Annotated in this window: 23 protein-coding genes and 2 tRNA genes; 11 read left to right on the top strand and 14 right to left on the bottom strand. The window is 57.1% G+C overall.

Annotated elements, in window-relative coordinates; all coding sequences use genetic code 11:
• Positions 1-8 precede the first annotated feature (8 nt).
• The 4 genes from CGA21_RS22210 to trmJ form a co-directional block, all read right to left on the bottom strand.
• Positions 9-1,223: an IscS subfamily cysteine desulfurase gene (locus tag CGA21_RS22210; RefSeq protein ID WP_020795599.1), complete on the bottom strand. Its 1,215-nt coding sequence runs from the start codon at positions 1,221-1,223 to the stop codon at positions 9-11.
• A gap of 50 nt (positions 1,224-1,273) precedes the next feature.
• A complete protein-coding gene (gene iscR / locus CGA21_RS22205; protein WP_007903581.1) occupies positions 1,274-1,765 on the bottom strand; it encodes a Fe-S cluster assembly transcriptional regulator IscR in 492 nt (163 codons plus the stop codon).
• Positions 1,766-2,035: 270 nt separating this feature from the next.
• Positions 2,036-2,812, bottom strand: coding sequence for a serine O-acetyltransferase (gene cysE / locus CGA21_RS22200; protein WP_110747044.1), 777 nt, complete (start codon positions 2,810-2,812; stop codon positions 2,036-2,038).
• A gap of 2 nt (positions 2,813-2,814) precedes the next feature.
• Positions 2,815-3,585 carry a tRNA (cytosine(32)/uridine(32)-2'-O)-methyltransferase TrmJ gene (gene trmJ, locus CGA21_RS22195; protein WP_033042604.1) on the bottom strand — a complete coding sequence of 257 codons (771 nt, stop codon included), beginning with the start codon at positions 3,583-3,585 and terminating at the stop codon, positions 2,815-2,817.
• Between the two features lie 145 nt (positions 3,586-3,730).
• Here trmJ and suhB point away from each other — a divergent pair, with 145 nt between their 5' ends.
• The gene (gene suhB, locus CGA21_RS22190) at positions 3,731-4,549 is read left to right on the top strand and encodes an inositol-phosphate phosphatase (RefSeq protein ID WP_007941397.1); all 819 of its coding nucleotides are present in this window, start codon (positions 3,731-3,733) and stop codon (positions 4,547-4,549) included.
• A 255-nt stretch (positions 4,550-4,804) separates the two neighbouring features.
• Here suhB and CGA21_RS22185 read toward each other — a convergent pair whose 3' ends face one another.
• From CGA21_RS22185 to queA, 6 genes are all read right to left on the bottom strand, one after another.
• On the bottom strand, positions 4,805-5,356 hold the full coding sequence (locus tag CGA21_RS22185) for a glycine zipper 2TM domain-containing protein (RefSeq protein ID WP_020795595.1): 552 nt from the start codon (positions 5,354-5,356) through the stop codon (positions 4,805-4,807).
• Positions 5,357-5,475: 119 nt separating this feature from the next.
• Entirely contained in the window at positions 5,476-6,390 is a 915-nt protein-coding gene (secF, locus tag CGA21_RS22180) for a protein translocase subunit SecF (RefSeq protein WP_033040611.1), read from the bottom strand.
• A gap of 9 nt (positions 6,391-6,399) precedes the next feature.
• Positions 6,400-8,268, bottom strand: coding sequence for a protein translocase subunit SecD (gene secD, locus CGA21_RS22175; RefSeq protein ID WP_188265055.1), 1,869 nt, complete (start codon positions 8,266-8,268; stop codon positions 6,400-6,402).
• A gap of 63 nt (positions 8,269-8,331) precedes the next feature.
• Positions 8,332-8,667 carry a preprotein translocase subunit YajC gene (gene yajC, locus CGA21_RS22170; RefSeq protein ID WP_007982729.1) on the bottom strand — a complete coding sequence of 112 codons (336 nt, stop codon included), beginning with the start codon at positions 8,665-8,667 and terminating at the stop codon, positions 8,332-8,334.
• 43 nt (positions 8,668-8,710) lie between these two features.
• The gene (gene tgt / locus CGA21_RS22165) at positions 8,711-9,826 is read right to left on the bottom strand and encodes a tRNA guanosine(34) transglycosylase Tgt (RefSeq protein WP_020795592.1); all 1,116 of its coding nucleotides are present in this window, start codon (positions 9,824-9,826) and stop codon (positions 8,711-8,713) included.
• Between the two features lie 14 nt (positions 9,827-9,840).
• Entirely contained in the window at positions 9,841-10,890 is a 1,050-nt protein-coding gene (queA, locus tag CGA21_RS22160) for a tRNA preQ1(34) S-adenosylmethionine ribosyltransferase-isomerase QueA (protein WP_188265054.1), read from the bottom strand.
• Between the two features lie 105 nt (positions 10,891-10,995).
• On the opposite strand from queA, the gene CGA21_RS22155 reads away from it, so the two are divergent.
• The 5 genes from CGA21_RS22155 (at position 10,996) to CGA21_RS22135 (ending at position 15,401) form a co-directional block, all read left to right on the top strand.
• A tRNA-Leu gene (locus tag CGA21_RS22155) sits at positions 10,996-11,080 on the top strand.
• Positions 11,081-11,259: 179 nt separating this feature from the next.
• Positions 11,260-11,589, top strand: coding sequence for a hypothetical protein (locus tag CGA21_RS22150; protein ID WP_188265053.1), 330 nt, complete (start codon positions 11,260-11,262; stop codon positions 11,587-11,589).
• Between the two features lie 637 nt (positions 11,590-12,226).
• A complete protein-coding gene (locus CGA21_RS22145) occupies positions 12,227-13,411 on the top strand; it encodes an SIR2 family protein (protein ID WP_188265052.1) in 1,185 nt (394 codons plus the stop codon).
• Positions 13,408-15,180 carry an ATP-binding protein gene (locus CGA21_RS22140; RefSeq protein WP_188265051.1) on the top strand — a complete coding sequence of 591 codons (1,773 nt, stop codon included), beginning with the start codon at positions 13,408-13,410 and terminating at the stop codon, positions 15,178-15,180. The genes CGA21_RS22145 and CGA21_RS22140 overlap by 4 nt, the downstream gene beginning before the upstream one ends.
• Before the next feature lie 8 nt (positions 15,181-15,188).
• Positions 15,189-15,401, top strand: coding sequence for a KTSC domain-containing protein (locus CGA21_RS22135; RefSeq protein WP_188265050.1), 213 nt, complete (start codon positions 15,189-15,191; stop codon positions 15,399-15,401).
• Between the two features lie 224 nt (positions 15,402-15,625).
• On the opposite strand, the gene CGA21_RS22130 is transcribed toward CGA21_RS22135, so the two are convergent.
• From CGA21_RS22130 to CGA21_RS22120, 3 genes are all read right to left on the bottom strand, one after another.
• Positions 15,626-16,327, bottom strand: coding sequence for a hypothetical protein (locus tag CGA21_RS22130; protein WP_188265049.1), 702 nt, complete (start codon positions 16,325-16,327; stop codon positions 15,626-15,628).
• Positions 16,328-16,341: 14 nt separating this feature from the next.
• Positions 16,342-16,416 (bottom strand) — tRNA-Thr (locus CGA21_RS22125).
• A gap of 439 nt (positions 16,417-16,855) precedes the next feature.
• Positions 16,856-17,101, bottom strand: a complete 246-nt coding sequence (locus CGA21_RS22120) for a hypothetical protein (protein WP_188265048.1) — start codon at positions 17,099-17,101, stop codon at positions 16,856-16,858.
• A gap of 843 nt (positions 17,102-17,944) precedes the next feature.
• Here CGA21_RS22120 and CGA21_RS22115 point away from each other — a divergent pair.
• From CGA21_RS22115 to CGA21_RS22095, 5 genes are all read left to right on the top strand, one after another.
• On the top strand, positions 17,945-18,253 hold the full coding sequence (locus tag CGA21_RS22115) for a DUF3077 domain-containing protein (RefSeq protein WP_188265047.1): 309 nt from the start codon (positions 17,945-17,947) through the stop codon (positions 18,251-18,253).
• 921 nt (positions 18,254-19,174) lie between these two features.
• The gene (locus CGA21_RS22110) at positions 19,175-19,651 is read left to right on the top strand and encodes a formate dehydrogenase subunit gamma (protein ID WP_020795582.1); all 477 of its coding nucleotides are present in this window, start codon (positions 19,175-19,177) and stop codon (positions 19,649-19,651) included.
• Positions 19,648-21,207, top strand: coding sequence for a formate dehydrogenase beta subunit (locus tag CGA21_RS22105; protein ID WP_188265046.1), 1,560 nt, complete (start codon positions 19,648-19,650; stop codon positions 21,205-21,207). Before CGA21_RS22110 ends, CGA21_RS22105 begins: the two co-directional genes overlap by 4 nt.
• Entirely contained in the window at positions 21,204-24,086 is a 2,883-nt protein-coding gene (gene fdhF / locus CGA21_RS22100; RefSeq protein WP_188265045.1) for a formate dehydrogenase subunit alpha, read from the top strand. The genes CGA21_RS22105 and fdhF overlap by 4 nt, the downstream gene beginning before the upstream one ends.
• The gene (locus CGA21_RS22095) at positions 24,083-24,298 is read left to right on the top strand and encodes a formate dehydrogenase subunit delta (protein WP_110747026.1); all 216 of its coding nucleotides are present in this window, start codon (positions 24,083-24,085) and stop codon (positions 24,296-24,298) included. The genes fdhF and CGA21_RS22095 overlap by 4 nt, the downstream gene beginning before the upstream one ends.
• A 120-nt stretch (positions 24,299-24,418) precedes the next feature.
• On the opposite strand, the gene CGA21_RS22090 is transcribed toward CGA21_RS22095, so the two are convergent.
• Positions 24,419-25,414 (bottom strand): asparaginase, encoded by a 996-nt coding sequence (locus CGA21_RS22090; protein WP_188265044.1) that lies wholly within the window; start codon positions 25,412-25,414, stop codon positions 24,419-24,421.
• Positions 25,415-25,446: the final 32 nt, after the last annotated feature.

Here is a 25,446-nt window from a genome sequence, read left to right as displayed (position 1 = left end):
TTCTTTATTTAGTGTGCCGCCCACTCGATCTTCGAGATATCGACGCCGTCTTTGTACATGTCCCACAGCGGCGACAAAGCGCGCAGCTTGGTAACGGCCTCGCAGACTTTCTGCGCGGCATAATCGATTTCTTCTTCGGTGGTGAAACGGCCGAAGGTGAAGCGGATCGAGCTGTGTGCCAGCTCGTCGTTGCGGCCCAGGGCGCGCAGTACGTACGAAGGCTCAAGGGACGCCGAGGTGCAGGCCGAACCGGACGAAACCGCCAGGTCCTTGAGCGCCATGATCAGCGACTCGCCTTCAACGTAGTTGAAGCTCAGGTTCAGGTTGTGCGGGACGCGGGCGGTCATGCTGCCGTTGACGTACAGCTCTTCCAGGTGCTCGACCTGCTTGTAGAAACGGTCGCTCAAGGCCTTGATACGCACGTTCTCGGCAGCCATGTCTTCCTTGGCTACCCGGAAAGCTTCGCCCATGCCGACGATCTGGTGGGTCGCCAGGGTGCCCGAACGCATGCCGCGCTCGTGACCGCCGCCGTGCATGGTCGCTTCGATACGTACGCGCGGCTTGCGGCTGACGTACAGCGCGCCGATGCCTTTAGGACCGTAGGTCTTGTGGGCGGAGAACGACATCATGTCGACTTTCAGCTTCTGCAGGTCGATTTCGACCTTGCCAGTGGACTGGGCGGCGTCGACGTGGAACAGGATGCCCTTGGAACGGGTCAGCTCGCCGATGGCCGCGATGTCGTTGATGGTGCCGATTTCGTTGTTCACGTGCATGACCGAAACCAGGATGGTGTCGTCGCGCAGTTCGGCTTCGATCATCTCAGGCGTGACCAGGCCGTCGGTGCGAGGCTCGATGTAGGTCACTTCGAAACCTTCACGCTCCAGTTGGCGCATGGTGTCCAGGACAGCCTTGTGCTCGATCTTGGTGGTGATCAGGTGCTTGCCTTTGGTGGCATAGAAATGTGCCGCACCCTTGATTGCCAGGTTGTCGGATTCGGTGGCACCGGAGGTCCAGACGATTTCGCGCGGGTCGGCGTTGACCAGGTCGGCCACCTGACGACGGGCGTTTTCGACGGACTCTTCGGCTTTCCAGCCAAACACGTGGGAACGGGAAGCCGGGTTACCGAAGTTTCCGTCGACCAGCAGGCATTCACTCATCTTTTGCGCGACACGCGGATCAACCGGGGTAGTCGCAGAGTAATCAAGGTAAATCGGCAATTTCATGGACTATCTCCTAAATCAGGCTGGCTGGCGTGCCGCTAGCTCTCTGGCTGTCATTCGACGGCGGACGCTTCAATCTTGTCCAGGCGTGGCGCCTTGCTGTTGCAACGGCGTTGATCCTGACGCTGGGCTACTTCTTGCACCTCACGGCGAGTCACAAGGTCAGCCAAGCTGATACCGCTCAGAAATTCGTGAATCTGCAGGCTCAGATCGCACCACAAGTGGTGGGTCAGGCAGGTGTCGCCTTGATGGCAATCACCCTGGCCCTGGCATTTGGTTGCATCGACCGATTCGTTCACAGCATCGATCACCTGGGCGACCTGGATACCTTGCATGTCGCGTGACAGCTGGTAACCGCCGCCTGGACCACGGACGCTGGACACCAGATTGCTACGGCGCAATTTGGCAAACAGCTGCTCGAGGTAGGACAGGGAGATGCCTTGGCGCTCGGAGATATCGGCCAGGGACACGGGCCCGTGCTGCGCGTGCAACGCCAGGTCGAGCATGGCGGTCACGGCGTATCGGCCTTTTGTAGTCAGTCGCATGGACAATTACCACGGAGTTCGGAATGAGGCGAGTATGCAATTCCCGAGTATTTAAGTCAACTATAAGACCTAGTACTTTAGTCAGGTTTACCCGCAAAAGAGCGGCCGCATCATATCAGGATCTGCGACTTAATGGCACACCGCTTAGCGCGGTGCCATTGTCTAAATGCGACCTGTAGGAGCTGCCGCAGGCTGCGATCTTTTGATTTTGCTTATATAAGACAAGATCAAAAGATCGCAGCCTGCGGCAGCTCCTACAGGGGGGGGGATTCAGCCGGCCTGGCTTTGGTCCTTGTCCTTCACACAGGCGAAGTCTTCTTCGCGCAGCTCGGGCAGGTCCTTGGCACAGTAATTACTGCCCAGGTCCTTCAATGCCCCACACATCCCCTCCAGACGGCCATCGACCGCCTGCAGGTGGTCGAGCAATTGGTTGATGGCGCGTGCCACCGGGTCCGGCATATCTTCAGTCACGCCGTAGGCATCGAAGCCGATTTTCTCGGCCATGGCCTTGCGCTTGGCATCCAGCTCCTGGTCCGGCTTGACGATGATCCGCCCCGGAATGCCCACCACCGTGGCACCCGGCGGCACTTCCTTGGTGACCACGGCGTTGGAGCCGACTTTGGCACCCGCCCCCACAGTGAACGGGCCAAGCACCTTGGCACCGGCACCGACCACCACACCATCACCCAGCGTCGGGTGGCGTTTGCCCTTGTTCCAACTGGTGCCGCCCAGGGTCACGCCCTGGTAGATGGTCACGTCATCGCCGATTTCGGCGGTTTCACCAATGACGATGCCCATGCCATGGTCAATGAAGAATCGCCGCCCGACCTTGGCCCCCGGGTGGATCTCGATCCCGGTCAGCCAGCGGCCGAAGTTCGACACCAGCCGCGCCAGCCATTTCAGGTCGGCGCGCCACAGCATCGCCGACAAACGGTGGATCCAGATGGCATGCATGCCGGGGTAGCAGGTCAGGACTTCAAAAGCGTTACGCGCCGCCGGGTCTCGATGGAAAACACTCTGGATATCTTCACGCAAACGCTCAAACATCATTAATCCTTCCGCTTAAGAAGCTCACCACGGGCCGCTTTCTGGGTTTCCGTGAGGATGCCACGCAAAATATTCATTTCCGCCCGGCTGACCGAGCTGCGTCCGTACAACCGGCGCAGGCGCGCCATCAAGTGCCGTGGCTTTTCCGGGTCGAGAAATTCGATGGCCACCAGGGTTTGTTCCAGGTGCTCATAGAACCGCTCCAGCTCATCCATGGTCGCCAGCTCAGCGCTTTTGACCGAAGCCACTTCCTCCTTCTCGACCTTGGTTGGCTGACCTTGGGCGGCCAGCCAGGCCATGCGCACTTCATAACTCAACACCTGCACCGCCGCCCCAAGGTTCAGAGAACTGAACTCAGGGTCTGATGGGATGTGCACGTGATAGTGACATCGCTGCAGCTCTTCGTTGGTCAGGCCGGAATCTTCCCGACCGAACACCAGGGCGATCTCGGCCCCCTGCCCGGCTTCCTCGACCACTTTGGTCCCGCATTCGCGCGGGTCCAGCAGCGGCCAGGGAATGCGCCGGTCGCGAGCACTGGTGCCCAGCACCAGATTGCAGCCGACCAAGGCATCTTCCAAGGTGGCGACGACTTGCGCCTTTTCAAGGATGTCACCGGCACCGGAAGCACGGGCATCGGCCTCGTGGTGCGGGAACAGGCGTGGTTCGACCAGCACCAGGCGCGACAGCCCCATGTTTTTCATGGCGCGCGCGGTCCCGCCGATATTGCCCGGATGGCTGGTATTGACCAGGACGACACGAATGTTTTGCAGCAAGGGAGGCGCTCTCGAACACATTATCGGGAGCAGAATCTTACAGCGCCCACTACCGTTAAGCCATGAAAGCGAACGTCGTCCTTCTCCTGTAGAAACTTTCTGATAGAATGCCCGGCTTTCTTTAACAACCTTAGGTGACACATCCATGCAGCCCATGCTGAATATCGCGCTGCGCGCCGCCCGCAGCGCCAGTGAATTGATCTTCCGCTCCATCGAGCGCCTGGATACCATCAAGGTCGACGAAAAAGACGCCAAGGATTACGTATCCGAGGTGGATCGCGCCGCCGAACAGAAAATCATCGACGCACTGCGCAAGGCGTACCCGAATCACTCGATCATGGGTGAAGAGACCGGCCTGCACGCCGGCACCGGCATCGAAGGCGAAGAGTACCTGTGGATCATCGATCCGCTGGACGGCACCACCAACTTCCTGCGCGGCATCCCTCACTTCGCTGTCAGCATCGCCTGCAAATACCGCGGTCGCCTGGAACACGCTGTGGTCCTGGACCCGGTTCGCCAGGAAGAATTCACCGCCAGCCGTGGTCGCGGCGCCCAACTGAACGGCCGTCGCCTGCGCGTCAGCGGTCGCACCAGCCTGGACGGCGCCCTGCTGGGTACCGGCTTCCCGTTCCGTGACGACCAGATGGACAACCTCGACAACTACCTGGGCATGTTCCGCGCCCTGGTCGGCCAGACCGCCGGCATCCGCCGCGCTGGCTCGGCGAGCCTGGACCTGGCCTACGTGGCCGCCGGTCGTTTCGACGCCTTCTGGGAGTCGGGCTTGTCCGAGTGGGACATGGCAGCAGGCGCCCTGTTGATCCAGGAAGCAGGCGGCCTGGTGAGCGACTTCACCGGCGGTCATGACTTCCTTGAAAAAGGCCACGTCGTAGCCGGCAACACCAAATGCTTCAAGGCAGTACTGACGGCCATCCAGCCGCACCTGCCAGCCTCGCTGAAGCGCTAAGCGTCCAAGCGACAGAAAAAGCACCCTACGGGGTGCTTTTTTTATGCCTGGAATTTGATCCCCCAAACACCACAAATCCAAATGTGGGAGCGGGCTTGCTCGCGAAGAAGCCGTGTCAGTCGATAAAGATGGCGACTGATACACCGCTTTCGCGAGCAAGCCCGCTCCCACAGGGGATGTGTGGTGGCGCACAAATAGCGTGCGCACAAAAAAGCACCCCGCAGGGTGCTTCTTTTTGAATCTGACTTCAGCGGATCAATGCGCCTGCTGATTCTCCGACAAGATCAACTTGCCCTCTTTATCCACAGGGATCTGGTTCCCTGGATCGCGATCCATCCGCACCTTGCCTTCCTTGCCATCGAGCGAATAACGCACGTCGTAACCCACGACCTTGTCGCTGATGTCATTTACCGTATTACAACGGGTCTGGGTCGTGGTGTAGGTGTCACGCTCTTGCATGCCCTCCTGCACCTTGTTACCGGCATAACCACCACCGACAGCGCCTGCAACCGTGGCAATCTTCTTGCCCGTGCCGCCGCCGATCTGGTTACCCAGCAAGCCACCTGCCAGCGCACCTACCACGGTACCGGCAATCTGGTGTTGATCTTTGACCGGCGCTTGCCGGGTGACCGCTACATCCTTGCACACTTCACGTGGAGTCTTGATTTGCGTCTTGACCGGCTCAACCGCGAGTACTTGCGCGTACTCAGGGCCATTATCCTTAACCAGGCTGTAGGTGGCCACAGCACCGCCGGCAGTTACACCGACAGCACCCAGTACAGCACCAACCAGCATCGACTTGTTCACATGAACCTCCTGAACATCACATGCGGAGCGCGTCTGCGCTTCTCCCAGCCTTGGAGTATAAAAAAAGGCGCGAGTTCAACTCGCGCCTTTTTGGACTACATCGCTGAAGGAATTGCCCTTCAAGGACGGTCGTCGACTTCCTTCTCGGTGTTGGCCGCAGGAATCAGGTCTTCGGAGCTTAGGTTCAGCCAGATCAGCACCACGTTGGCAATGTAGATCGACGAGTAAGTACCCGCCAATACACCGATGAACAGCGCGATGGAGAAGCCGAACAGGTTGTCGCCACCGAAGAACAGCAGGGCTGCGATCGCCAGCAAAGTGGAGATCGAGGTGGCCATGGTCCGCAGCAGGGTTTGCGTGGTCGAGATGTTGATGTTCTCGATCAGGCTGGCCTTGCGCAGTACCCGGAAGTTCTCACGAACCCGGTCGAATACCACGATGGTGTCGTTGAGCGAGTAACCGATGATCGCCAGTACCGCCGCCAGCACCGTCAGGTCGAAGGTGATCTGGAAGAACGACAGGATACCGATGGTCACGATCACGTCGTGGATCAGGGACACGATCGCCCCGACCGCGAACTTCCACTGGAAGCGGAACGCCAGGTAGATCAGGATGCCGCCCAGCGCCATCAGCATGCCGAGGCCGCCCTGGTCGCGCAGCTCTTCACCCACCTGCGGGCCGACGAACTCGACGCGCTTGACCGTCGCCGGGTTTTCGCCGCCGACCTTCTGCAAGGCCTCGGCCACCTGGTGACCCAGTTGTGGATCTTCACCCGGCATACGCACCAGCAGGTCGGTGGTTGCACCGAAGTTCTGCACGATGGCTTCGTGATAACCCGCGGTCACCAGCTGCTCACGCACCTTGGTGACGTCGGCCGGACGCTCGTAGGTCAGCTCGATGAGCGTACCGCCGGTGAAGTCCAGGCCCCAGTTCATGCCCTTGGTGGCGACGCTGAACAAGGCCAGCACGGTAAGGAACAATGTGACGCCGAACGCAACGTTGCGAACGCCCATGAAGTTGATTGTACGTAACATGGCAGCCCCTTAAATCCACAACTTCTTGAAGTCACGTCCGCCGAAGATCAGGTTGACCATCGCGCGGGTCACCATGATGGCCGTGAACATCGAGGTAAAGATCCCGAGGGACATGGTCACTGCGAAGCCCTTGACCGGCCCTGTGCCCATGGCAAACAGGATGCCGCCGACCAGCAAGGTGGTCAGGTTGGCGTCGAGAATCGCGGTGAATGCCCGGCCGAAGCCTTCGTTGATTGCGCGCTGCACGGTCATGCCCGCGGCGATCTCTTCACGAATCCGCGAGAAGATCAGCACGTTGGCGTCGACCGCCATACCCATGGTCAACACGATACCGGCGATGCCCGGCAGGGTCAGCGTGGCCCCCAGCAGCGACATCAAGGCCAGCAGCATCACCATGTTCACCGCCAGTGCGACGGTGGCAATGATGCCGAAGAAGCGGTAGATGGCGATGATGAACAGCGACACGAACAGCATGCCCCACAGCGACGCATCGATACCCTTGGTGATGTTGTCGGCACCCAGGCTCGGGCCAATGGTGCGCTCTTCAGCGAAGTACATCGGGGCGGCCAGGCCACCGGCACGCAGCAGCAGCGCCAGTTCGGACGACTCGCCCTGGCCATTCAGGCCGGTGATGCGGAATTGCGCGCCCAGCGGCGACTGGATGGTCGCCAGGCTGATGATCTTCTTCTCTTCCTTGAACGACTGCACCGCGACGTCTTTCTCGACACCGTTGACCACTTGCTTGGTGTAAGTGGTAACCGGACGCTGCTCGATGAAGATCACCGCCATGCTGCGACCGACGTTCGAACGGGTCGCACGGCTCATCAGCTCGCCACCGTGGCCATCCAGGCGGATGTTCACTTCTGGCGTACCGTGCTCGCCGAAACCAGCCTTGGCGTCGGTCACCTGGTCACCGGTGATGATCAGGCCACGCTCGATCAGCGCAGGAGGACGCTTGCCCTCACGGAACTCGAATTCCTCGGACGTGGCCTTCGAAGCGCCAGGCTCGGCGGCCAGGCGGAACTCAAGGTTGGCCGTCTTGCCGAGGATACGCTTGGCTTCGGCAGTGTCCTGCACGCCCGGCAGCTCAACCACGATGCGGTTGGCGCCCTGACGCTGGACGATCGGTTCGGCAACACCCAGCTCGTTGACGCGGTTACGGACCGTGGTCAAGTTCTGCTTGATGGAGTATTCACGGATTTCCGCCAGCTTGGCCGGGGTCATCGCCAGACGCAGCACCGGTTGGCCATTGAGGTCGGCCGGAACAATGTCGAAATCGTTGAAATTCTTGCGGATCAGGCTGCGGGCCTGTTCACGGCTGTCTTCATCGGAGAAGCCCAGCTGAATGGCGCCGTTGAGTTGCGGCAGGCTGCGATAGCGCAGTTTCTCTTTACGCAACAGGCTCTTTACATCGCCTTCGTACACTTTCAAGCGTGCATCCAGGGCTTTGTCCATATCCACTTCCAGCAGGAAGTGCACGCCACCGGACAAGTCCAGGCCCAGCTTCATCGGGTGCGCGCCCAGGCTGCGCAGCCATTGCGGGGTGGTTTGCGCCAGGTTCAGTGCAACGACGTAGTCATCACCCAATGCCTTGCGCACGACGTCTTTGGCCGGCAGCTGGTCTTCAGCCTTGGTCAGGCGAATCAAACCGCCCTTGCCGTTGGCAGCCAGGGTGGCAGCCTTGACGTTGATCCCGGATTCCTTGAGCGCAGCGCTCACACGGTCCAGATCAGCCTGATTGACCTGCAGCGCAGTGCTTGCACCGCTGACCTGAATGGCCGGGTCATCAGGATAAAGATTGGGAGCGGAATAAATCAGACCAATCGCCAGCACCGCCAGGATCAGAATGTATTTCCACAGAGGGTATTTGTTCAGCATCACGCCGCCCGCTTATGACGCGGGGCGCCTTGCGCGCCCCGTCGATTGAGTAGAAGTTGAAACTTAGATCGCTTTGAGCGTGCCTTTTGGCAGCGTGGCGGCGATGGCGCCTTTCTGGAACTTCATTTCGACGGTGTCGGAAACTTCCAGAACCACGAAATCGTCGGCCACTTTGGTGATCTTGCCGGCGATGCCGCCGGTGGTCACGACTTCGTCGCCTTTCTGCAGGCTGCTCAGCAGGTTCTTCTGCTCTTTGGCGCGCTTGGCCTGTGGACGCCAGATCATCAGATAGAAGATGACCAGGAAGCCGACCAGGAAAATCCACTCAAAGCCGCCGCCCATAGGGCCTGCCGCAGGTGCAGCAGCGTCTGCCATGGCGTTAGAGATAAAAAAGCTCATTTAGCACTCCAGTTGCAAATGTTGAATCTTGGGGTCAGGAAACTCAGTCCAAAGGCGGCACGGGTAGCCCGCGTTTGGCGTAGAAGGCATCGACAAAGGCGGCCAATGTACCCTGTTGAATAGCCTCGCGCAAACCAGCCATAAGCACTTGATAATGACGCAAGTTATGGATGGTATTGAGCATGCTTCCCAGCATTTCGCCGCACTTGTCCAGGTGATGCAGATAAGCACGGGAGAAGTTCTGGCAGGTATAGCAATCGCAGGTCGGATCCAGCGGCGAATCATCATGGCGATGGAACGCGTTACGGATCTTGATCACGCCTGTGTCAATGAACAGATGCCCATTGCGGGCATTACGGGTTGGCATCACGCAATCGAACATGTCCACACCGCGGCGCACACCCTCCACGAGATCTTCCGGTTTGCCAACGCCCATAAGGTAACGAGGTTTGTCAGCCGGCATCTGGCCCGGCAGATAGTCCAGCACCTTGATCATTTCATGCTTGGGCTCGCCCACCGACAGGCCGCCGATGGCCAGGCCGTCGAAGCCGATCTTGTCCAGGCCTTCCAGGGAGCGCATGCGCAGATCCTGGTGCATGCCGCCCTGAACGATACCGAACAGCGCCGCCGTGTTGTCGGCATGGGCGTTTTTCGAGCGCTGGGCCCAGCGCAGCGACAACTCCATGGACACGCGAGCGACGTCTTCGTCGGCCGGGTACGGCGTGCATTCGTCGAAAATCATCACGATGTCCGAGCCCAGGTCACGCTGGACCTGCATCGACTCTTCCGGACCCATGAACACCTTGGCGCCGTCGACCGGGGAGGCGAAGGTCACGCCCTCCTCCTTGATCTTGCGCATGGCGCCCAGGCTGAACACCTGGAAACCGCCGGAGTCGGTCAAAATCGGGCCTTTCCACTGCATGAAATCGTGCAGGTCGCCGTGCTTCTTGATCACTTCCATGCCCGGACGCAGCCACAGGTGGAAGGTGTTGCCCAGAATGATTTCAGCGCCAGTGGCCTCGATATCCCGCGGCAACATGCCCTTGACCGTGCCGTAGGTGCCCACCGGCATGAAGGCCGGGGTCTCGACGGTACCGCGCGGGAAGGTCAAACGACCGCGACGAGCCTTGCCGTCAGTAGCAAGTAACTCAAACGACATACGACATTGGCGACTCATTCTTTGTCCTCGGGGCCACGTGGTGCGGGGTTACGGATGATAAACATCGCATCACCGTAGCTGAAAAAGCGGTATTCGTTGTCGACGGCGGCTTTATAGGCAGCCATGGTTTCCGGATAACCGGCAAACGCCGAGACCAGCATCAACAACGTGGATTCAGGTAAATGGAAATTGGTGACCAGGGCATCGACCACATGAAACGGCCGGCCCGGGTAGATGAAAATGTCGGTATCGCCGCTGAACGGCTTGAGCACGCCATCGCGGGCGGCGCTTTCCAGGGAACGCACGCTGGTCGTCCCCACCGCCACCACCCGACCGCCGCGCGCACGACAGGCGGCCACCGCATCCACCACGTCCTGGCCAACTTCCAGCCATTCAGTGTGCATGTGGTGGTCTTCGATCTTCTCGACCCGCACCGGCTGGAAGGTGCCAGCGCCCACGTGCAGGGTCACGAACGCCGTCTCAACGCCCTTGGCGGCAATCGCCTCCATCAGCACCTGATCGAAATGCAGCCCCGCCGTCGGCGCCGCCACCGCGCCCAAACGCTCGGCGTAGACGGTCTGGTAACGCTCGCGGTCCGCGCCTTCGTCCGGGCGGTCTATATAAGGAGGCAGCGGCATGTGCCCGACACGGTCGAGCAGCGGCAACACCTCTTCGGCAAAGCCCAGCTCGAACAACGCATCGTGACGCGCCAGCATCTCGGCCTCGCCACCGCCGTCGATCAAAATCTTCGACCCGGGCTTGGGCGACTTGCTGGAACGCACATGGGCCAGCACGCGATGACTGTCCAGCACCCGCTCCACCAGGATTTCCAGCTTGCCGCCGGAAGCCTTCTGGCCAAACAGCCGCGCCGGGATCACCCGGGTATTGTTGAACACCATCAAATCGCCAGGGCGCAAATGCTCCAGCAAATCAGTGAATTGACGGTGTGCCAGGGCGCCGCTGACCCCATCCAGGGTCAACAGGCGACTACCGCGACGCTCGGCCAAAGGGTGGCGGGCGATCAGCGAATCAGGGAGCTCGAAAGTAAAGTCAGCAACGCGCATGATGGGGTTCGTCTAGCAGGGCCGGGAAGTCTAGCGGAAATATCAAAAATTCTCCATGTACCTGATTGACCGACGGTTATCTCATCTTTATACTCCGCGGCCATTGCCCTGATGGCGGAATTGGTAGACGCGGCGGATTCAAAATCCGTTTTCGAAAGGAGTGGGAGTTCGAGTCTCCCTCGGGGCACCAAAATTAAGAAAGGTCTTGCTTAGCAAGGCCTTTTTTTTCGTCTGCAGAAAAGCACCTGGCACCCCACCGCCAACGCCCTGACACCGCGCTGACCTGTAGGAGCCGGCTTGCTGGCGATGCTTTTGATCCTGCTTCTCCACGCGCCCCACACCCGCGGAACATTTCACAAGGACTCCCCCATGGAATCGCACCTGGAAACCGTCGCCCTCTTCTCCCTCAAGCTGGCTTACGAGTCGGAAGGTTCAAGCCCGATTTTGCGGGATGACCTGGTGATGGGTGATTACCAGCGGGATGTGTTTGAGCTGCTGGTGCGGCGGGGGGATGTTGAGGGGATTCAGGGGAAGGTGGGTGAGTGTGTGGGGTTGGCGTTGGAGGCGGTTGGGGGTGTGGATAAGCCGTTGGGGCGGGAGTTGGGGAGGTTGGCGGGGGAATTTGCCGGGATTCAGACGCTGGAGGAGCTTGATGCGCCGCTTGTCGCGCTTAAGGATTATCTGAAAGATATTCAATAAATGACGGCGCGGGACCTAGAAAAAGCGGTAACGCCCATTTGCCGTACTGACGTTAGTCGCCACATCTTATCCAATTACAAATCCTTACCCTGTTTTCCAACCTACTTTCTAAGACCTCCTCCACCTTTTCCACTTCCCCATTTTCCAGTTTTTTCGCCTAGCAGCGTTAGCAAAGTCCGTTTACCGCCGAATGCGGGACGCTCGTCCGAAAAACTCTTTATGGCAAGAGCCAAGCGGGAATCTGCAGAGAACATCCCTGATCGCTGATGGTCGGCAAATCGTGGAACAGAACCTCGCTGCGCTTCTAGTCTGGATGGCGGGCATTATTGATCTGGACTGTTGGTGCTCAGCAGAGACCAATTAAGGCGCAGGCAGTAACCACAGGCGATGACATCGTGTGGCGCACCTTGATGGCACGCAGCCATGTGCTAGAGTCGCGGGGAAGGTGATGGTGTTAAGGACTTGGCAACAGTCATCCTGATGCGCGGACATGCAAGAAAACGAAATTAAAAAACGAAACCGCGGCAATCCAACCATAGATGCGAAATTTTCCAATCTCAAAAGCGACGTAGCAGGTCAATAAGATAAATATCTGCTATCAACCCGGCACTGCCGAATTAAAATAATAGGTAAGAATATGGAAAATACTTCGCACAACCCCGATCAACACATGTTTGGATTTCGCCAACTCGCTACAAACGGAAGAAAAAAAATAGGGATACTGATCGGTGCAGGGGCGCCCGTCAGCATCAACATCGGTGAAGCAGGAAAATGGAAGCCGTTGATACCAAATATCGCCGGCCTTGAGAAAATCGTATTAGATGAACTGAATGAAATCCAGCGGGAAGTGTACAATCAAATAAAAACATCATTTCCGGACTCGAACTTAGAGAAGGTCTTATCACGTGTCAGAATGCTTGCAGAAGTTATTGGCGATGGAAAGCTGTTTAATTTTTCAGAAAAAGATTTCTCCGATCTCTCTGAAGCAATATGCAATTCAATTAGGGAAGTAGTTGCACAGGACTTACCACTGGGCGCAAATCCATACTCTGAACTTGTATCATGGATCAACGGCATTAATAGAAAGTATGCGATTGAAATATTTACAACAAATTATGACCTTTTGATTGAAAATGCCTTGGAACGAGCTCGAACACCCTACTTTGATGGATTCAGCGGCTCCAAAAGTGCTTTTTTTGATCCCTCAAGCATTTCAAAAAATGATCTTCCGCCGCGCTGGGTAAGACTTTGGAAACTTCATGGCTCTATTGGCTGGGAGTCAAATGCTAATGGCGAAGTTGTACGCGTACCGAACTCTAAAAACGCCAATATGGTTTATCCATCACACATCAAGTACGATCAAACACAAGCCGCTCCGTTTTCGTCTCTTTTTGAACGCCTGAAGAACTTCATTCTCGAGCCTGACACATTAATTTTAAGCACCGGATTTTCTTTTGCTGACGCCCACATCTCATCGCGACTGCTTGAGTGCCTAATGGCCAATCCCACCGCTGCATTATTTGCTTTTCAGTTTAATAATCTGGCAGATGAAAAGGCAGCTAAGGAATTGGCTCTAAAGTGCCCAGGAATAAGTGTTTTTTGTAGCGATGGGGCTGTGATCAATGGAGTGGAAGCAAAGTGGAAAATCGGCACCCCTCCAACCAAAAATTGGCATGAAATTCGAGCAGAATACTATAAAGACAACAAATTCTTACTTGGAGACTTCCTGCGGCTAGCTCGTTTTCTGGCAACTGCTGGTAGCGACATATCTCAAGATGCAGTTCATCCAGTTCTTCAGGAAATCCAAGAGCAGACAATATGACAATTATTCAACCAACGTTTCTAGGGCTTGTAAGTGCCGTATCAAGCTCTTCGGTGGCGGTTGAACTCGCTGCCTCTGTGGAGTCTGGAATTGTCGTGCTGGAAGGACGCAATTATCGAATCGGGCAAGTCGGAAGCTTCGTGAAAATTCCTTTAGGGTATAACCACCTCTACGGAGTTATTTCCGAATCTAGCGAAACTTCAACAGTCGACGCCGATTCAAAAATGTCTTCCGATAGAAAATGGATCAAAGTTGAGCTAGTGGGAGAGTCCATTGGAGGAAGTTTTGATCGAGGCATAAGCGAGTACCCAAGCATCGGCGACCATGTTCATTTTGTCGTCGAGAGTGACCTGAAATTAATTTTCAGAAAGAACTTAAATAGTCACTTCCAAGTTGGCCGCCTGTCCAGTTCGGAAGGAATTGAAATAAGCCTGGACCTGGATAAGCTTATCGCTCGCCATTCTGCAATTTTGGGATCTACCGGATCTGGGAAGTCAACCAGCACGGCGAGTATTCTTCGGTCAATGGTGATCAAAGCTGATGGATCACCCTTACCATCTGCGAGAGTATTGCTGATAGACATTCACGGCGAATATGGCCCAGCACTCAGCGATGTCGCCAAGACCTTTTCAATCATGCCCTCAGGCGAAAATCAGCTATACATACCATTTTGGTGCATCTCACCAGATAAACTTATTGAATTTCTTTGCAACAATCCAAACGATTCTCAGCGATCACTTTTCATGGATAAAACCGTTGATGAAAAGAGGCTGGGCATCGTTGAGAATGACATACAAAATATAGATGTGGATAAAATAACCAGTAACACACCGCTACCTTATAGATTGAAGAAGATATGGTATGACCTTTGTCATGAGGACGGGATTAATTACAACGATGCAGCCATGACTATTCCAGCATACTCTCCTAATGGAAAGGGCGCATTTAATGACTTGATTGCCCCTAAGTTTCTCCCTCCTGGGGCTGGCTCGTCACTACCAAAAAAGGGTGGAACTGGGGCAATGAAAAGGCAGCTTGATTTGATGAAGTCAAGGCTGCTTGACACACAATACTCATTCTTGCTTGACCCAGGCGAGTGGAATCCAGACAGCGAGGGCAAGATCAAGAAAGATTTAGATGATCTTCTGGAAGATTGGTTGGGGCATGATAAGCCCATAACGATACTTGACTTGTCTGGAATGCCCTCCGCACGGTTGACGCTTCTTTTGGGTGCAGTCCTCGACATTATCTTTGAGTCGGCAATTTGGGGAAGAAATGTTACTGAAGGAATGCGTGAGCGCCCCCTTCTTATCGTACTTGAAGAAGCACACCGCTATCTCGGGAAGTCAGAGAATGGACATTCAAAGGAAATGGTACAACGGATTGCCAAAGAAGGTCGGAAATTTGGTGTTGGCGCAATGATTGTTAGCCAGCGCCCATCTGAAATTGATGAAACTATTCTATCTCAGTGCGGAACAATTATTTCGCTGCGCATAAATAACTCGACGGATCGTGGAATAGTTAAAGCAGCTATGTCTGATGGCTTGGCGGGGATTGTTGACTCACTGCCCATCCTTAGAACTGGGGAGGCGATTATAGTTGGGGAAGCTGCCCAACTCCCAACGCGGTGCAGGTTCAACGTTTTACCCGAGGACAAATACCCCAATAGCGGAGACCCTAAAATTGGTGAGAAGTGGAACTCTACACGAAGAAAGGAAGACTACTCCAGGCTCGTTACGGCATGGAGAAACCAAGATAGTACTCAATAGGAGAAATCATGGAACGTGTAACTGTTAGCTCTTCAAACATAGCATCTGTTGGACATGACGAGTCATCGCAGACTCTGGAGGTAGAGTTCTTGAACGGAGCGATTTATGAATATTACGATGTACCTGAATATGTCTATCAGGAGTTAATAACCGCCGCTTCAGTCGGGAGCTATTTCTCGCAGCGGATAAAAAATTTGTACGGCTTCTCCCGTGCCGGATAAAAAAAGGGGACGGATTTATTATTTAAAAAATGGGTGAAAAATAAATCCGTCCCTTTTTTGTTCCTAGCCGTAACTCTTGACACCTCACTCAGAGAGCCGCGATGAAGCTTGAGTTCATTCCGAGGCCTGCGACCGCCACAACCATGGCTGACGGCTTCGCCAGCATCAACGATCACGCGGGTTTACGGCAATACCTTAAATTCCCTTCCCCCTAAGCACGCTTGTTAAGAATTATAGCAGACCGGTTTTTTGTTTAATTCGCTTGATTTAGTAGTAACTGACCAGCTTTGGGTTTCCGCCGCATATTGCTCCAGTGCTGTGACATGGATCAAATAGTCTCGACCAAACCCAAGTGCTGGCGACTGTACCAAATCCCTTATTATCTTTCCAAGATAGTTATGAATTTCAATTTGTCGCATTATCTGGACTGAATCCAAGCTATTCAGATCCCCAGTCATGACCAAATCAATCTTATTCAAACTACCATTCAACGCCTCAACCCATTGTCCATGTGCAACTTTGTTTCTTATACTGCTAGGCTTTGTAATTTGACTCGCAACCAGCCCTAGAAGCTTATTTAGTCTCTTGCCCAGCTCAACATCAGTACTAGGGTTTCCTACTTTTGCAAAAGCCAGATTAATCATCTTAATCCAGCCGTTGGTAATTCCATTCTTTTTCGCCTTTAGGAGAGTTTTAATCTCAGAAGCTGAAAAACCACTCTCAGTATAAGCAATTTGCACAAATTGAGCTTCTGACCAAGCAGAATAAAGCAAAGCCAATAACTTAGTTTTTGTTTCAATTTGGAATTTTTTACTCTTGCGAATATCGCTATTAATGTCTCTTTTAAAAGACTTAATAACTTGCTTCAAGTGCCTTACGTTTCGACTCTGAGCCTTATGGATGGCAAGAATTTCAATGTCGTTCATTGATGGACTCTGGGTGGGGGAGGCGGGAATCGAACCCGCATCTTTCCACAAATACATGTGGAACGCATTATTCCTTATTATGCTACCCCATTGAGTCCTGAAGCAGCAGAAATGAGATCTGCTAAGTCAGGCACAGCGTTCCGGATTTTAAGAACGCCAGCCCACTGATCCTACATGAATGCACGGGCATTTCCAAGCCCCGTCGCTTGGAGTTAAGGAGACGAATAAATTTTTTCGGGGTCATCCAATATAAAATTGTTACCCTTCCAACCTCGCCTTACGCATTGAGATCTTTGAAAGCGGCAGCAATCTGCACGATCGAACCCGACAAAATTAGGCCAAGCCCCAGCCGACGAATACGTTGCTCAGTGTTTTGCAGCTTCACTGCTCTCGGGAATGTGACTGTCGCATCAAGCATCGAAAGTGGCACCATCGAATAAAACCATAGGCGCAAAAAAAAAGACGCTGTTGTAGATGCGGATGGAGCGTCACTAAGAGTCCATGCACCTATCGACGCGCCTAGAGGAATTACGGTTTGCCCCAGAGAAAAACCACAGCCCCCCAGTCAATAATGAAGGATTTCCAGCGAACTGATGTTGCAACCATTTCTGAAAGGACAATTAAACCCAATAGGTCATAGATCAAGCCAATGATGTTCATTAGCTTGAATGTTTCGAGATCTGGGTGGTTAGCCAAAGCTCGGCCAATAGACCATCCAACGCAGAACAATACGGCGATGAACAGAGTGAGCGAAGCCTTTTCTCGTCTCATCATTCTCCCCACCTTATATAAACCGGCATTCCTATCACGCATTGTCCCCTTCGGACAATCTCAATCCTAAGCCGCCACTGAGCAGCTTCCTCTTGGTTTCGGTCGCCCCACCTAACTAGAACCGGGTCCACGGCTACTCCTTTGCCATGCCTCTCCAGCCGGAAGCCAGCACTCACGTGCCTATACCCCTATCTGTATCCCAAGGAAATTAAATCCCCTGCGAGCTTTGTAGAACATGGATGATGCGAGTCTCCCTCGGCACTTAAACTTGAAAGGTTCCTGCTTAACAGGACCTTTTTTGTGCAGGCAAGAAAGTTAGCTACTCACCTTTGCTCCCCGACGAACGTAACCCCATTAGAACTTCCCAGTGGAACTGCTGCAGGAATGCCAATCGCCTCAGAAACTCCGGTAGGTTTTTTTGCAGCTTAAGCCAATCATTCTCGGCGAAGAGTTTGCATAGGACTCTGTCGAAGGTTGCAGCAAAGAGGTCAGCACGATACCCTCGTCGCCGTCGCTGCCAATTCAGTGACCGGGTGTGGAAACCCGTGTAATTCAAGGCGCAACAGCGCCCCCATCATGTCTGCCGGCGCTTTTTTTATGCCTGCGGCGTGAGTTATGGCGGCTGTGCGTGGGACGTCTTCGGGCGTGCCGGTTTCCTTGATTCCCGGTTTTCCACCCTGCGCACAGCTGTCACCCATTCGTGTGGAAACGAACGTGGCAGCTCCTCATATCAAGGAGTTGGATAATGCGCAGTATCAATCCGTTTGAAATTTGGCTTTCCCCTCTATGCGATTCCCAATGGCGTAACGCCCTCCCCCATTGCCTCTCCATCCTCGGAGGTGACCAATGACCGAACAACCCGAACTCAAAACCATCGGATTAACCCCCGCCATTTACTGCTCCGATCAACCACTGTTCCACGTTACTCGCGGCGTTCCGCTCGGTGATGCGTTGTCGATGGCTTCTGATTTTCTGTTCCTGGCCAAGACGCTGACTGAAGATGCTGCCTATGCCAGGGATACCGACCGGCATGCCTGGGCTGCGCATTATCTGACGTCGATGAGTAAGGCGTTGGTGGATGATGCGGTGAAGGTGTTGGAGCGGGATCGGGTGGTTGGGCCGATGGGCAAGCGGGCGGCGGAGGCTGGAGGGTAGCTTTTGCGTTTTTAGACGTCAGGCATGACGCTTGTAGGGATGGGTTTGGTTGCGGGGGCTTGGGCATTCTGCGGGCGTGGGGGTTGCCTTGGGTTTTTCGCGAGCATGCTCGCTCCTACAGGAAGCTGGTATGGGCAATCTTCGTGGTTCGTTAACAAGAAGGCTCGAATGGAATGCCGGACTGAGCCAGTCTGATGATGTGGCAATTTCGATTTCGCATTGAACACTGGTTTTGGTGACACCCGTGCGGGTGGCTAGCTTCAGCAGTGATGTTGGCTGGGCTGGCGTTATAGCTGGCAAGCCAGCTCCTACAGGGTATTGCGGGGGCTGGTGGGTGTTGTTTGGCCCTGGTGGGTGAGTTGCTTTTTGATGCAGGACCCCATTTGGCATTTGTGTTGGCTGGGCTGGCGTTTTCGCGAGCAGGCTCGCTCCCACAGGGGGTTCACACAGGGGTTTTGCGTGCCGTTCGGTTGGATTAGCCCCGAGTTTCGGGCTTTGGTTGAGCGGACCGCTGCTTTTCCCGGAATGGTTTTGCCCATCTGCTCCGCAGAATTGCCTACGGTTCTGAGGCTTCTTTCCACCTCTAATGCTTGTTATACATCCCTCATCGACAAGCCTTCAGGCCGTTAGGCCAGTGTGTGAACGCCCCTGCGGCGCTCATCTAGACTTAATGCATAGTCGTAGGCAGAACCGAGCACGTCGCTTTGGTGCGGTTTGATCAATAGCGGCGTGGCAAGCTGCCCTTTATGCCCAGTTGAGGTGCGGCGAAGACCGTGCCGGGCACAACAAGATGCCCGCTCAGGGTGCCCTGGCCAACGGCCTGTCAATGCCACGATGCCGTGACGTGGTGTGAGTGCCGCAGCCGACACTTTCGGACGACCGACGACCTTCTGGTTTGTCCGTGACCGTGAGGATTGCTGAATGCCTGATGTTGAGTTGCACCTGTCTGTGGTCAATACCCTGCTGGAGCGCCATAAGGGCACTCCCGGTGCTCTGTTGCCGATTCTTCATGATATTCAGGAGCGCATTGGGTATATCCCCGATGCGGCCGTGCCCGAGATTGCCCACGCGCTGAACCAGAGTCAGGCCGAGGTGCGCGGGGTGATCAGTTTTTACCATGACTTCCGTACTGCGCCGCCTGCCCGGCACATCCTGCGGTTGTGCCGCGCCGAGTCGTGCAAGAGCCGCGGTGCCGAGCAGTTGGCGGCGCAATTGCGTGAGCGTCTGCAGCTGGATGATCACGGCAGCAGCGCTGATGGCAGCATCAGTTTGCGGCCGGTGTATTGCCTGGGTGCTTGTGCCTGCTCGCCGGCCCTGGAGCTGGACGGCCGGGTGCATGCGCGGCTGAGCGCTGAGCGTCTGGATGCCTTGCTCGACGCTTGCCGGGAGGACGCATGATGCCGACTCTTTATCTGCCGACCGACTCGCTGGCCCGTGCCGTGGGGGCCGATGAGGTGTCCGCGGCGCTGATCACTCAGGCCAGGGAGCGCAACCTGCCACTGGAGTTGCAGCGCACCAGTTCGCGTGGCCTGTATTGGCTGGAGCCGTTGCTGGAGGTGGACTCACCACAAGGCCGGATCGGCTTTGGCCCGCTGACCGCTGCCGATGTGCCGTCCGTTCTCGAAGCCCTACACAGCTCAACCGAACATCCTCTGTCCCTGGGCCTGGTAGAAGAGCTGCCTTATCTGAAGACCCAACAACGCCTGCTGTTCGCCCGCGCCGGCATTACCCGGCCGTTGTCGCTGGACGACTACCGCGCCCATGGCGGTTTCGAAGGCCTGGCAAGGGCTGTCGCCATCGGCGGCGAGCAAACCGCCACAGCGGTGTTCGATTCGGGCCTGCGTGGCCGTGGCGGCGCCGCCTTCCCCGCCGGGATCAAATGGCGCACGGTGCGCGGCACCCAGGCGGCGCAGAAGTACATTGTGTGCAACGCCGACGAAGGCGACTCCGGCACCTTTGCCGACCGCATGTTGATGGAAGGCGACCCCTTCCTGCTGATCGAAGGCATGGCCATTGCCGGTCTCTGCACAGGGGCCACCTACGGTTATATCTATGTGCGCTCGGAATACCCGGATGCCGTGGCCACCTTGCGCAACGCGCTGGAGATTGCCCGGTCGAACGGTTACCTCGGCGCCAATGTCGGCGGCAGCGGCCAGGCGTTCGATATGGAAGTGCGGGTCGGTGCCGGCGCGTACATCTGCGGTGAAGAAACCGCCCTGCTGGATTCGCTCGAAGGCAAGCGCGGGGTCGTTCGCGCCAAGCCGCCGATCCCCGCGTTGCAGGGCCTGTTTGGCCAGCCGACGCTGGTGCACAACGTGCTGACCCTGGCCTCGGTGCCGCTGATTTTGGCCAAGGGTGCGCAGTTCTATCGCGACTACGGCATGGGCCGTTCCCTGGGCACCATGCCCTTCCAGTTGGCGGGCAATGTTCGTCACGGCGGCCTGGTGGAACGGGCCTTCGGCCTGACCCTGCGCGAGTTGGTGGAAGGCTACGGCGGTGGCACTGCCAGTGGCCGGCCGCTGAAGGCTGCGCAGGTGGGTGGCCCGCTGGGTGCCTGGGTGCCGCCGTCGCAATTCGATACGCCGCTGGATTACGAGGCCTTCGCCGCCATGGGCGCGATGCTCGGTCACGGTGGTGTGGTGGTGGCGGACGACACGCTGGACATGGCCCACATGGCGCGTTTCGCCATGGAGTTCTGCGCCGAGGAATCCTGTGGAAAATGCACGCCGTGCCGTATCGGCTCGACCCGGGGCGTGGAGGTGATCGACCGTTTGCTGGCCGCGCCAGATCAGGCCGGTCGTGATCAGCAAGTGATCATCCTCAAGGACCTGTGCGACACGATGCAATACGGTTCGCTGTGCGCCTTGGGCGGCATGGTCTCCTTTCCGGTTGCCAGCGCCCTCAAGTACTTCCCCGCCGACTTCGGCTTGCAGCCCTCGGAGGCCGAGCAATGATCACTGTATTCGATCCGAAAACCGACATGGATCTGGGCACGCCAGCCCGCGACAGCCAGGTGCAGGTCACCCTGAACATCGACGGTCAAACCATCAGCGTGCCCGAGGGCACGTCGGTGATGCGCGCAGCCGCGTTGCTGGGCACCACCATTCCCAAACTCTGTGCCACCGACAGCCTGGAAGCCTTCGGCTCCTGCCGCATGTGCCTGGTGGAGATCGACGGTATGCGCGGCTATCCGGCGTCCTGCACCACGCCGGTCACCGAAGGGATGACCGTACATACCCAGACGCCGAAGCTCGCCACCCTGCGGCGCAACGTCATGGAGCTGTACATCTCCGATCACCCGCTGGACTGCCTGACCTGCTCGGCGAACGGCAACTGCGAGCTGCAAACCGTGGCCGGTCAGGTCGGCCTGCGGGAGGTGCGTTACGGCTATGAAGGCGACAACCATCTGGCCGACGTGAAGGACACTTCCAACCCCTACTTCGACTACGACCCGAGCAAGTGCATCGTCTGCAACCGCTGCGTACGTGCCTGCGAAGAAACCCAGGGCACCTTTGCCCTGACCATCACCGGGCGCGGTTTTGAATCCCGGGTGGCGGCGGCTGGCGGGGATAACTTCCTCGATTCGGAATGCGTGTCCTGCGGCGCCTGTGTACAGGCCTGCCCGACCGCCACGCTGATGGAAAAAAGCGTGGTCGAACTGGGTCAGCCCGAACACAGCGTGATCACCACCTGCGCCTACTGCGGTGTGGGTTGCTCGTTCCGTGCCGAGATGAAAGGCGACCAACTGGTGCGCATGGTCCCGGACAAGAACGGCCAGGCCAACCACGGCCACTCCTGCGTCAAGGGCCGATTTGCCTGGGGCTACGCCACCCACCCGGATCGCATCACCAAGCCGATGATCCGCAAGCACATCAACGACCCGTGGCAGGAAGTCAGCTGGGATGAGGCGGTGACCTACGCCGCCAGCGAATTCCGCCGCCTGCAGCAGAAATATGGCCGCGATTCCATCGGCGGCATCACCTCCAGCCGCTGCACCAACGAAGAAACCTACCTGGTGCAGAAACTGGTGCGCGCCGCCTTCGGCAACAACAACGTCGACACCTGTGCCCGGGTCTGCCATTCGCCGACCGGTTATGGCTTGAAGCAAACGTTGGGCGAGTCCGCTGGCACCCAGAGCTTCGACTCGGTGATGCAGGCCGACGTGATCCTGGTGATGGGCGCCAACCCGAGCGATGCGCACCCGGTGTTCGCTTCGCAACTCAAGCGCCGCCTGCGTGAAGGCGCGCGGCTGATCGTCATCGATCCACGGCGTATCGATCTGGTGGATTCAGTGCATGCTCGCGCTGAATATCACCTGGCCCTGCGCCCCGGCACCAACGTTGCCATGCTCAACGCTCTGGCCCACGTAATCATCACTGAAGGCTTGCAAAACCAGGCCTTCATCGACGCCCGCTGCGAAGGCAACGATTTCGCCCGCTGGAGCGAGTTCGTCAGCCGTGCGGAGAACTCGCCGGAAGCCCTTGCCGCAGTCTGTGGGGTCGACGCCGCCGATATTCGTGCGGCCGCACGCCTGTACGCCACTGGCGGCAACGCCGCGATCTATTACGGCCTGGGCGTCACCGAGCACAGCCAGGGCAGTACCGCGGTGATGGGCATCGCCAACCTGGCCATGGCCACCGGCAACATCGGCCGCGAAGGCGTGGGCGTGAACCCGCTGCGGGGGCAGAACAACGTGCAGGGCTCCTGCGACATGGGCTCCTTCCCTCACGAGTTGCCCGGCTACCGGCACATTTCCAACGAAGTGGTGCGGGCGCAGTTCGAGCAGGCGTGGAACGTCACGTTGCAACCCGATCCGGGCTTGCGCATTCCCAACATGTTCGAGTCGGCGCTGGCCGGCAGTTTCAAGGGCTTGTATTGCCAGGGCGAGGACATCGCCCAGAGTGACCCGAACACCCAGCACGTCACCGCGGCCCTGTCAGCCATGGAGTGCGTGGTGGTGCAGGATATCTTCCTCAACGAAACCGCCAAGTTCGCCCACGTGTTCCTGCCGGGCGCTTCGTTCCTGGAAAAGGACGGCACCTTCACCAACGCCGAGCGGCGCATCTCGCGGGTGCGCAAGGTCATGGATCCCCTGGGCGGCAAGGCCGACTGGGAAGGCACGGTGGCGCTGGCCAATGCCTTGGGCTACCCGATGAACTACAAGCATCCATCGGAAATCATGGATGAAATCGCCCGCCTGACGCCGACCTTCACCAACGTCAGCTACGCCGAACTCGAGCGCCACGGCAGCCTGCAATGGCCGTGCAACGCCGAGGCACCGGACGGTACGCCGACCATGCACATCGATCAATTCGTGCGCGGCAAGGGGCGCTTCATGCTCACCGGCTACGTGCCCACCGAGGAGAAGGTCAACAGCCGCTATCCGCTGCTGCTGACCACCGGGCGCATCCTCAGCCAGTACAACGTCGGCGCCCAGACCCGACGTACCGAAAACGTCGCCTGGCACGATGAAGACCGCCTGGAAATCCACCCGACCGACGCCGAGAGCCGTGGCATCAACGAAGGCGACTGGGTCGGCATCGGCAGCCGCGCCGGGCAGACCGTGCTGCGCGCGCGGGTCACCGAGCGGGTGGCGCCGGGCGTGGTGTACACCACCTTCCACTTCCCGGAATCGGGGGCCAACGTGATTACCACCGACAACTCCGACTGGGCCACCAACTGTCCGGAGTACAAGGTCACGGCCGTGGAGGTCAGCCGCGTGTACCACCCTTCGGAGTGGCAAAAACGCTTCCAGGAATTCACCGAAGAACAGCACCGCTTGCTCAAGGAGCGCCGTCATGCCCGTGGCGATAAGGCAGAGGTGCGCCGATGAGCACCGAAAACCTGATCAAGATGGCCAACCAGATCGCCCAGTACTTCGCCACCGAACCGGACCGGCAACAGGCAGTACTGGGTGTGCGTAATCATCTGCAGATGTACTGGACGCCGGGCATGCGCAAGGAGCTGCTGGCCTGGCAGACCGAGCATCATGGCGCGGATATGCACCCGCTGGCGCAGGAGGCGGTCAGCGGAGCGGGCTGGTAGCGACTGAAAAACGCAATTCCTGTAGGAGCCGGCTTGCTGGCGATTGCAGTTCGTCAGGCGACATTTGTGTCGTCTGGATGTCCGCAATCGCCAGCAAGCCGGCTCCTACAAGGTTAAGTATCAATTTTGAATGCAGCTTTCGTCTTTGAGGTAGCGCGACAACTCATGTTGCTGCTGACAACCAAGTAACAGCCAAAGCAGAACCCTGGCTTTACGCGGACATAGAAATCCCGCCATCGATGCACCCTTGCGAATCAAATCCATCTCACTGCCGTTAAAACCATAGCTGGCTTGCGCGGTAGAGCCCGAACCGGTGCGAGTCGCGATGATGACCGGGATACTTTCGGCGACGTGCTCAATCACGGTCGCCCAGCTCTGCGAGACATGTCCGGCGCCGAAACCGGCTATCACCAGCCCGTCATAACCGAGGGTGAGAGTGCTTTCCAGAAACAGCGTGTCGGCCGATAGGGATGCCTCGAGCATCGCAACCTTCTGTGTTGTCTGGTGTGGCAAAGGCAAAACCCTGCGCTGAGCCGGCGCACGAAGGTAGTGAACGCGGTCTTCCATGATCAAGCCTGTAGGCCCCACGACCGGAGAGGTAAACGCCTGCAGCGCCAGCGAATCGGTTTTGCGCACGCTTCTCGCTTGATGAATCTCCCCGTTCATAACGACCTGAACGCCCCGCCGCCGGCTGTTCTCGGACAGCGCTACGCGGCATGCATCCAGCAGATTCGCCGGCCCCTCGGCCCCTGGCTGTGCTGCCGAGCGCATCGCACCGGTCACCACCAGTGGCGCGTCGTGAGGCCACAGGTAATCGAAAAAAACTGCCGTTTCTTCGAGTGTGTCGGTGCCTTGGATCAACACGACACCCACGGCGCCCTGTTTGATTTGAAATTCTGCCCAAGACAATACGGTCAGTAAAAGTTCGAAATCCAGTGAAGCGCTGGGAAGCAGTCCAAGGGTTTCAACGGTCACCCGGGCAAGCGTCGTCAATTGCGGAACGGATGCCAGTAGAGTCTCGCCGCTGACGGTCGGGATAACGCCTTCGCCAGCATTCCTGGCTTGCATGCTCACTGTGCCACCAAGCGCCGCGATAGCTAGTTTGGGCAGATCCATGTGATACCTCACGTGTTCAGGAAGAGAGGTGG

The organism is Pseudomonas sp. PSB11 (assembly GCF_014596605.1).
GTDB classification, from domain to species: Bacteria; Pseudomonadota; Gammaproteobacteria; order Pseudomonadales; family Pseudomonadaceae; genus Aquipseudomonas; species Aquipseudomonas umsongensis.
The sequence above is the reverse complement of the archived record's forward strand: the minus strand, read 5'-3'. Positions and strand labels throughout refer to the sequence as shown.

Coding starts and splice junctions, on each gene's coding strand:
- CGA21_RS22115 (WP_188265047.1), top strand. CDS start 17,945: ATGACCGAACAACCCGAACTCAAAACCATCGGATTAACCCCCGCCATT.
- CGA21_RS22210 (WP_020795599.1), bottom strand. CDS start 1,223: ATGAAATTGCCGATTTACCTTGATTACTCTGCGACTACCCCGGTTGAT.
- fdhF (WP_188265045.1), top strand. CDS start 21,204: ATGATCACTGTATTCGATCCGAAAACCGACATGGATCTGGGCACGCCA.
- CGA21_RS22150 (WP_188265053.1), top strand. CDS start 11,260: ATGGAATCGCACCTGGAAACCGTCGCCCTCTTCTCCCTCAAGCTGGCT.
- CGA21_RS22105 (WP_188265046.1), top strand. CDS start 19,648: ATGATGCCGACTCTTTATCTGCCGACCGACTCGCTGGCCCGTGCCGTG.
- secD (WP_188265055.1), bottom strand. CDS start 8,268: ATGCTGAACAAATACCCTCTGTGGAAATACATTCTGATCCTGGCGGTG.
- cysE (WP_110747044.1), bottom strand. CDS start 2,812: ATGTTTGAGCGTTTGCGTGAAGATATCCAGAGTGTTTTCCATCGAGAC.
- CGA21_RS22090 (WP_188265044.1), bottom strand. CDS start 25,414: ATGGATCTGCCCAAACTAGCTATCGCGGCGCTTGGTGGCACAGTGAGC.
- CGA21_RS22140 (WP_188265051.1), top strand. CDS start 13,408: ATGACAATTATTCAACCAACGTTTCTAGGGCTTGTAAGTGCCGTATCA.
- CGA21_RS22130 (WP_188265049.1), bottom strand. CDS start 16,327: ATGAACGACATTGAAATTCTTGCCATCCATAAGGCTCAGAGTCGAAAC.
- yajC (WP_007982729.1), bottom strand. CDS start 8,667: ATGAGCTTTTTTATCTCTAACGCCATGGCAGACGCTGCTGCACCTGCG.
- CGA21_RS22110 (WP_020795582.1), top strand. CDS start 19,175: ATGCCTGATGTTGAGTTGCACCTGTCTGTGGTCAATACCCTGCTGGAG.
- CGA21_RS22120 (WP_188265048.1), bottom strand. CDS start 17,101: ATGATGAGACGAGAAAAGGCTTCGCTCACTCTGTTCATCGCCGTATTG.
- tgt (WP_020795592.1), bottom strand. CDS start 9,826: ATGTCGTTTGAGTTACTTGCTACTGACGGCAAGGCTCGTCGCGGTCGT.
- suhB (WP_007941397.1), top strand. CDS start 3,731: ATGCAGCCCATGCTGAATATCGCGCTGCGCGCCGCCCGCAGCGCCAGT.
- queA (WP_188265054.1), bottom strand. CDS start 10,890: ATGCGCGTTGCTGACTTTACTTTCGAGCTCCCTGATTCGCTGATCGCC.
- CGA21_RS22145 (WP_188265052.1), top strand. CDS start 12,227: ATGGAAAATACTTCGCACAACCCCGATCAACACATGTTTGGATTTCGC.
- secF (WP_033040611.1), bottom strand. CDS start 6,390: ATGTTACGTACAATCAACTTCATGGGCGTTCGCAACGTTGCGTTCGGC.
- iscR (WP_007903581.1), bottom strand. CDS start 1,765: ATGCGACTGACTACAAAAGGCCGATACGCCGTGACCGCCATGCTCGAC.
- CGA21_RS22095 (WP_110747026.1), top strand. CDS start 24,083: ATGAGCACCGAAAACCTGATCAAGATGGCCAACCAGATCGCCCAGTAC.
- CGA21_RS22135 (WP_188265050.1), top strand. CDS start 15,189: ATGGAACGTGTAACTGTTAGCTCTTCAAACATAGCATCTGTTGGACAT.